Origin of the sequence: Arthrospira sp. PCC 8006 (assembly GCF_046480465.1) — a bacterium.
Classification (GTDB): domain Bacteria; phylum Cyanobacteriota; class Cyanobacteriia; order Cyanobacteriales; family Microcoleaceae; genus Limnospira; species Limnospira platensis.
On the sequence record NZ_PKGG01000253.1, the window covers coordinates 1 to 6,716 of the forward strand.

At 45.4% G+C, this 6,716-nt stretch carries 8 protein-coding genes; 1 reads left to right on the forward strand and 7 read right to left on the reverse strand.

Going from position 1 to position 6,716, the window contains the following annotated elements:
• Positions 1–177: 177 nt before the first annotated feature.
• Positions 178–837: a hypothetical protein gene (locus B9T16_RS23955; protein WP_410245953.1), complete on the reverse strand. Its 660-nt coding sequence runs from the start codon at positions 835–837 to the stop codon at positions 178–180.
• Between the two features lie 106 nt (positions 838–943).
• Complete coding sequence (locus tag B9T16_RS23960) at positions 944–2,023, reverse strand: PIN/TRAM domain-containing protein (RefSeq protein WP_006619632.1); 1,080 nt, start codon at positions 2,021–2,023, stop codon at positions 944–946.
• 356 nt (positions 2,024–2,379) lie between these two features.
• Here B9T16_RS23960 and B9T16_RS23965 point away from each other — a divergent pair, with 356 nt between their 5' ends.
• Positions 2,380–2,691 carry a hypothetical protein gene (locus tag B9T16_RS23965; RefSeq protein WP_410245954.1) on the forward strand — a complete coding sequence of 104 codons (312 nt, stop codon included), beginning with the start codon at positions 2,380–2,382 and terminating at the stop codon, positions 2,689–2,691.
• On the opposite strand, the gene B9T16_RS23970 is transcribed toward B9T16_RS23965, so the two are convergent.
• From B9T16_RS23970 to B9T16_RS23990, 5 genes are all read right to left on the reverse strand, one after another.
• Positions 2,671–4,074 (reverse strand): IctB family putative bicarbonate transporter, encoded by a 1,404-nt coding sequence (locus B9T16_RS23970; RefSeq protein ID WP_410245955.1) that lies wholly within the window; start codon positions 4,072–4,074, stop codon positions 2,671–2,673. The two genes, B9T16_RS23965 and B9T16_RS23970, sit on opposite strands and share 21 nt — an antisense overlap.
• Before the next feature lie 96 nt (positions 4,075–4,170).
• Complete coding sequence (gene folP, locus B9T16_RS23975; protein WP_410245956.1) at positions 4,171–5,016, reverse strand: dihydropteroate synthase; 846 nt, start codon at positions 5,014–5,016, stop codon at positions 4,171–4,173.
• A 10-nt stretch (positions 5,017–5,026) separates the two neighbouring features.
• Entirely contained in the window at positions 5,027–5,752 is a 726-nt protein-coding gene (gene tpiA / locus B9T16_RS23980; RefSeq protein WP_152088531.1) for a triose-phosphate isomerase, read from the reverse strand.
• Between the two features lie 94 nt (positions 5,753–5,846).
• Positions 5,847–6,032 carry a PCP reductase family protein gene (locus tag B9T16_RS23985; RefSeq protein ID WP_006619627.1) on the reverse strand — a complete coding sequence of 62 codons (186 nt, stop codon included), beginning with the start codon at positions 6,030–6,032 and terminating at the stop codon, positions 5,847–5,849.
• Between the two features lie 35 nt (positions 6,033–6,067).
• Positions 6,068–6,716, reverse strand: a 649-nt coding sequence (locus B9T16_RS23990) for an alpha/beta hydrolase (protein WP_410245957.1), incomplete at its 5' end; no start/stop codon positions are given.

Sequence of the window (6,716 nt, forward strand, 5' to 3'; positions counted from 1 at the left end):
TACTGGCAAAAAAAGTCTTAAAACCAAAACACGCCGCGCTCATACTGTCAAGAAATGGATACAATTCATTTCTAAATATACACAGATTCCTACTTATACTGATCCAGAAGATGAAAAAAAAGAAAAAGATACTTTTCTTTGTATAAAAAAATAGAGTTTTTAGGATTGACTGTTGAATCACTCAATTAGTGGAAATAGTCGACCACTTTTTTCCTCAATATCATAAGGTGACTCTGTTTTGGGCTTACCTTGAGGCTTCAAAACTGCATAAAAACCATAATTGTGAATTGGATTGCTATGAACTGTTTTGGCTCTTAATCTCAGTTGCATATTACAATTAAATTGAGGTGTACCAAGTTGTAAATAATCCATTTTTAGATGATAAAACCCATAACCACCAATTTGGATATAGTAGCATTCTTTTTCGGCATAGTAGTCATATAATGCATTAATAGAAATATTGACCGAATCTTCAAAATTCCTCTGATCCGCTTGTTTGTGAAATCGTGTTATGTTGTCTTTAGCTATTCTGTACCTGTTGGGTACAATATTTTTTTGGTTGACATAATCTATAATACCTATTTTTGTATAAAAATCAGTCGTAACATCTGACTTGTTAAAAAACCATTTTCCATCCTTCCAACCTAATGTTTTTTGTCCGTAGTCTGCTTTAAGATCTAGCTTAACTTCTAAATTGCATAGACGAGAACGGTATAAAAATTGGATGTCTACTCCTCCTCCAGCACCAGCTCTTTCTGATTCATTAGGTAGTAGCCCCTTTTGTTTCAAAATTTCAAAAATAACTGATTCGTAAGAGTCACCTTTGTTATATCCCATTGTTTTGACCGTTCAACTATAGTGATATTACTCAATAAAAAGTCAAACTGCCCCAAAAAAAATCGAGGCAGTCTGAAACAGACTTTACCCACAGTTCTTTACATATTTAAGCCATTACAGAATGTTCTGGACGGGCGAAAATCATGCGGCCGGCCGAGGTTTGCAGAGAACTGGTGACAACTACCCGCAGTTGGTCGCCGAGGTATTCGCTACCGGACTCTACCACAACCATCGTGCCATCCTCAAGATAACCAATTCCTTGGGAAGGTTCTTTACCCTCCTTGCGGATTTTCAATTCCAGAAGATCCCCAGGTAAATAGGACGGACGCACCGCCTGGGTAAGATCATTAATATTCAGAACAGGAACCTGTTGGACGGTTGCCACTTTAGACAAATTGTAATCATTAGTGAGCAGAAACCCATTAATTTCTTGAGCAAACCGCACTAATTTTGCGTCTACGGTGGCAATATCCTCATAGTCCGCCGAGTGAATTTGAACCCGTTCGGGATATTCTTCTCGGATACGGTTAAGGATATCAAGTCCCCGTCGTCCCCGCGCCCGCTTTTGATCATTAGCAGCATCAGCTACCAATTGCAACTCTTGCAGAATAAACTGGGGCACAAGAATTTTACCTTCCAGAAATCCAGTTTCTAGCAGAGGTTCAATGCGACCGTCAATAATGCAACTGGTATCGAGAACTTTAGTATGAGCAGATTTAAGAGTTCCCTCAGCCAGTAGTGTAGTTTCCAAACTATTGGGGTTGATTAGCTGTAGAAAAGCCCGTCCGTGGGTATCAGCCAGGTTAACCCCAGTGTAGCCAAATAGAACACTACATAGCACGGCCCCCAGAGGTTTGATAAAGCCAACCTCTTTAGGAATGGGTAACAAAAAGAGGGGAGCGAGCATGAGGTTAGCAATCAGTAAACCGATTACCATACCAATAGAACGGGTGAGTAATACCTCAAGAGGCATTTGGCGGATTTGTTCCTCGACCCGGTGATAGGTGGTTTGTACGACTAAACCGATTACCATACCAATTAGGCCAGTAAAAGCGGCGGTGACAGACCGTAATCCCTCAATATTAGTTACCTGTTCTAGGACGCTGCTGGGAAGCAGTTCTATCCCGTAAAAGCCGGTTCCGGCTCCTGCTATGATAAATAAAATGATAATGGTGGCATCTAGCATAGTTCTGGAGAATCCCAATTAAATCTCAATTTCCCTAGAGGGATTGAGTGGTTTTGTATTTTGATCAATTATATCTTTCACGGGCTAACCGATTTAGTTGGGGGTCATTTCGGTAATCACGACCGATCTGGGGGTTATGGTGTTTTCCTGTCTGAGGTTTGGGGTGTTTACAAATTCCCATATTAGTTGATTGAAGGCAGATTGAGGGTGATTGAGGCGTAACAATTATTTTAGAAATTGCTAGAATTAGATTCAGAGTCCAGCCAAAGAAGTGTCAGTATGATTGTTGGACCTCAAAGGATGATGTTGTAGGATGAGGAACAATAACTAGAGGCACTCGAGAGGATCACTAACCGATGTTAGAACTGATGGAAACATTCCATTTGTGGGAATACCAACTGAGAATTTATCGATTTTTGCAGGAATATCGGATTGAACTTTGCCGTCAGGGTAGATATTACCTGCATCAAAAATCGTTTTCTGATTTAGATAACTGTGTACTCTGGGCCTGGTTGGAGTTGACCGATCGCCTGGAAACATCACTGACAGGGGATGAATGGCTAACTCTGTCTCAGGGTATTAGCCAATCACAAAACTATCGCCAATGGTTGAAGATCAATCAACTCCCACAAGGGCCGGCTAAATCATCAGTTGCTGCTGCTATCTGAATTAACACCCTGGCTATTAGGTAAATAGTAACTAGCAATCAATGCCACCATTAACCACCAGAGAGTATTAACTTGGGGACGATACAACACTGTATCAAACAGACCATGGGCTAACATTCCGGCTAAAGTGGCGATCGCAGCTATTAACCAAAAACCGTCGGGATCTCCCCACTCTCGTAGCCTTTTAAGTTGTAGCCATCCTTGGTTAAAAGTCACGATCAATAGCCATAAGAAGGCGGTTAACCCTACAAACCCAGTTTCTACGATGACTTCTAAGATGACAGAATAGGCACTCAAAGCAGAGTATCGGGGGCGCATATATAACGGATAAACCTGATTAAAAGCATTATTACCAGGTCCAATTCCCAATATAGGGCGATCGCGGATCATCTCTATGACCGCCGCCCAAACATTGATGCGGAAATTATTACTACTATCACCACGTCCAGCAAAGACAGTCGCGACGCGATCGCGCACTGGTGGCACAACTACTATGGCTAACACCAGCAACGCCGCCAAGCCACCGACACCAATAGGAACAGCCCATTTTTGCCAAAAAGGTGGGAAATATTGACTAATCCAGTACAGCAGCAAAACGGCAAAAGTAAACAATAACCCGACAAACCCGAGCCATCCCCCACGGCTAAAGGTTAAGACCAAACACACAGAATTGACCAGCGCCATAGTAATTGCCAACAATTTCGGCATCAGGCCGCGCCAAGCCAAAATCGCCCCCAGACTCAGCCCCACCGCTGGGATGAGATAGCCAGCGAGTAAATTAGGATTACCCAAATAACTGTAAATTCTGGTGATATTAGCTTGGGCTGATGTGGGGTCTACCCAAGTAGCTAAGGCTTTAGTGCCAAAAAACCACTGCCGCATCCCATAAACCCCGACAATGAGGGTAATATGCAGATAGAAGCCGATAAAAAGCGATCGCAAACGAGGCGATCGGAAAACCCGCGCCATCAGGAAAAATAGGACCAAGTAAAGAGTCAAGCGCACCCACCCAGTGAATGCGGCTTGTTTTACCGGAGATAGGGATGTAGCGATCGTGGCGATTCCCCAATACAACAATACCAACAGGTGAATAGGGGTAAATGCCACTTGTGAGGGTTCATCACTCAGGGTCAGCAGAACCCAAAAGCCGCCACAGGCGATCAGCAACACCCCAATTAAAGCCGTATTGACAAAAGGGGCTAACCCAAACACCGCCGCCACCAATAGCACCCCAATTAATTCCCCCCATTCCATTAACCAGCTTCCCTGTCGCCACGATCGCAAACTGCCACTAATGCGATACAGCAGACTTCCCCCCCGCCACTGGTAGAGGTTGAGATTCCGCAAAGTAATAGACTGCCAAATTGATGCCACACTGGTCATGATCGTAAAATTCGATAAATTTGCCTCGGTCGTCGAGTACGGGGCGCGCCCAGGAAACCCGAAACCATCAAATGGTGCGATCGCACCTTCCCAATTTTAGGCTTGACGATAAATCGCATCTGCGACCCGCGCCACATCTACCATAGGTGGCACATCATGTATTCTGAGAATATCAGCAGAATGAGCGATCGCCGTCACACAAGCCGCTGCCGTCCCCCAGACACGCCCTTGAGGATCAGGCTTCTCAAGAATCTTACCAATAAAACTCTTACGGGACGGTCCCACCAATAGCGGACAATCGAGATCCTTCAATAGGGGTAATTCTCGCAGAATCTGCAAATTTTGCTCTAATGTTTTCGCAAAACCAATTCCAGGGTCAACAATCATGTACTCTGCTGGAATTCCCGCCGCCATTCCCGCCGCCAGACGTTCCGCCAAAAACCCTTTAATTTCCCCCATCAAATCCCCATAATCCGTCAGAGTTTGCATAGTTTGGGGAGTACCCCGTAGGTGCATTAACACCACTGGAACCCCCAAATCAGCCACCACTGATAGCATATCCGGGTCATAGATTCCCCCAGAGATATCATTAATAATATCCGCCCCACAACCTACTGCCGCTTCAGCAACTGCCGCCCGGGTCGTATCCACAGATATCACCATATCCCCCAGTTGTCGCAAACCCGACACCACCGGAAGCACCCGTTCAAGTTCCCTTTCCAGAGAAACCACCTCAGCCCCAGGACGAGTAGACACCCCTCCCACATCAATAATATCCGCCCCCGCCCGAACCATATCACCCGCCCGGACCAGGGCAGCATCTAGGGAATTGAACACCCCGCCATCGCTAAAGCTATCCGGCGTTACATTCAAAATCCCCATCAAATAAGTACGGCTTCCCCAATCAAAGGAATGACCCCGAATAGTGATTGGTTTAATCATCGCCAACCTGTCAACGATAATTGACAATGCGGCTAAAACTATCCGCCTGCAAACTAGCCCCGCCGACCAAAGCACCGTCAATTTCTGACTGTGCCATAATTTCATCAATATTATCCGGCTTCACAGAACCGCCATATTGAATCGTCACGTTAGGATTACTCAATTTGCCACGGATGAGACCAATTACCCGATTAGCCTCCTCAGATTCGCAGGTATCCCCGGTTCCAATCGCCCAAATCGGTTCGTATGCGATGACCAAGTTATTCTGATCGACACCTACCAGGCCCTCTTCTAATTGCGAGAAAATATGAGATTCCGTCTCTCCTGCGTCCCGCTGTTCCTTAGTTTCTCCCACGCACAAAATCGGAGTTAGACCGTGGTTTTGAGCCGCTTTCAGGCGCAGGTTAACTGTTTCGTTGGTTTCGCCAAAATATTGGCGACGTTCACTGTGACCTATGACCACAAACCGCACACCAATTTCCACTAGCATCGGGGGTGAGATTTCCCCAGTATAAGCCCCGGAATCTTCCCAGTGAACATTTTGCGCCCCTAGGCGTACCCGTGAACCATGCAAACTCTTGGACATCACACCCAAATCAGTGAAGGGGACACACAAAACTACTTCCCGCTCTTCTGGGGTGTCCTCCAATTCCATCACAAACCCTTTCAGAAACTCCTGGGCTTCTGCTTGGGTTTTATACATTTTCCAGTTTCCGGCAATAATGATTTTTCTCACTTTTGGACCAATAAACCTCAAAATACAATCAAAAGCCAACCCCTAGTTTAAAGGCTAGTGGGGTCATTTTGAGCAAATACTACCAGCGGTTTTACTACTGACCAAACTCAAGGCGTGCTTGTTCTACTAATTCCACTGTAACCTCTTCCTGGTCGGCTTCCCTGGCTAGTTGTTCAATCCTTTGTCTGGCTTGACCTCGGACGAAGTAGGGAATATTCTTGAGTTTGGCTGTGGCTTCTGGCTGCCACTTTAAATTGTTGATGTACTCGGAATTGGACATAGCAAGTTCTGGCACCTGTTACCTCATTTTTTAGCTTATGCGAGTTCTAGGGCTTTGAGCAAACTCCTAATTACGCCAATGGTTACGCCGGGTAATTCTAACTGCGGCGTTAGTCCTACGTCCTCGAGTTTTTGGAAAATTCGCACCGCCTCCCGATTTAGATTGGCTAATCTTTCTCCCATCTCTGGGCTGGTAAATTGGCTTTTTTCTCCCCAAATCATGGCGGTGGGAGTGGTTAATTGGGGTATATATAAGGCTAAATCAAAGCATAAATCCCCTCGCACAAATGATAAGGCTGCATATTCGGCGTTAGGCTGTAGGGCGGATTCAAGATAGGCTTCGACGATTTCGTTATAAATTCGAGAGGAACGGGCAAATTGACGCTGCTCTAAAAAACTGCGGATTCCGATGGGGTTGGCGACGGCGGTGGCGTACAGAATTTGGTCTAAAATTGGGGTTTTGACAATTTGAGCAAATAAACTGTTAATATAATTTTGCCCAAAGTCCGATAAGCCGGAGGGGGTTGTGAGAATTAGCCCTTTGAATAATTCCGGTTTTTCGATCGCCACTCGCACGGTGAGGGCGGCGGTTACTGAGGAGGCGATCGCGATAATCGGTTCCGAGCAGGTGGCTTCTATAAATTCGGCGATCGTAGTTATATAATCCTCTGGGGTATAGTCACGC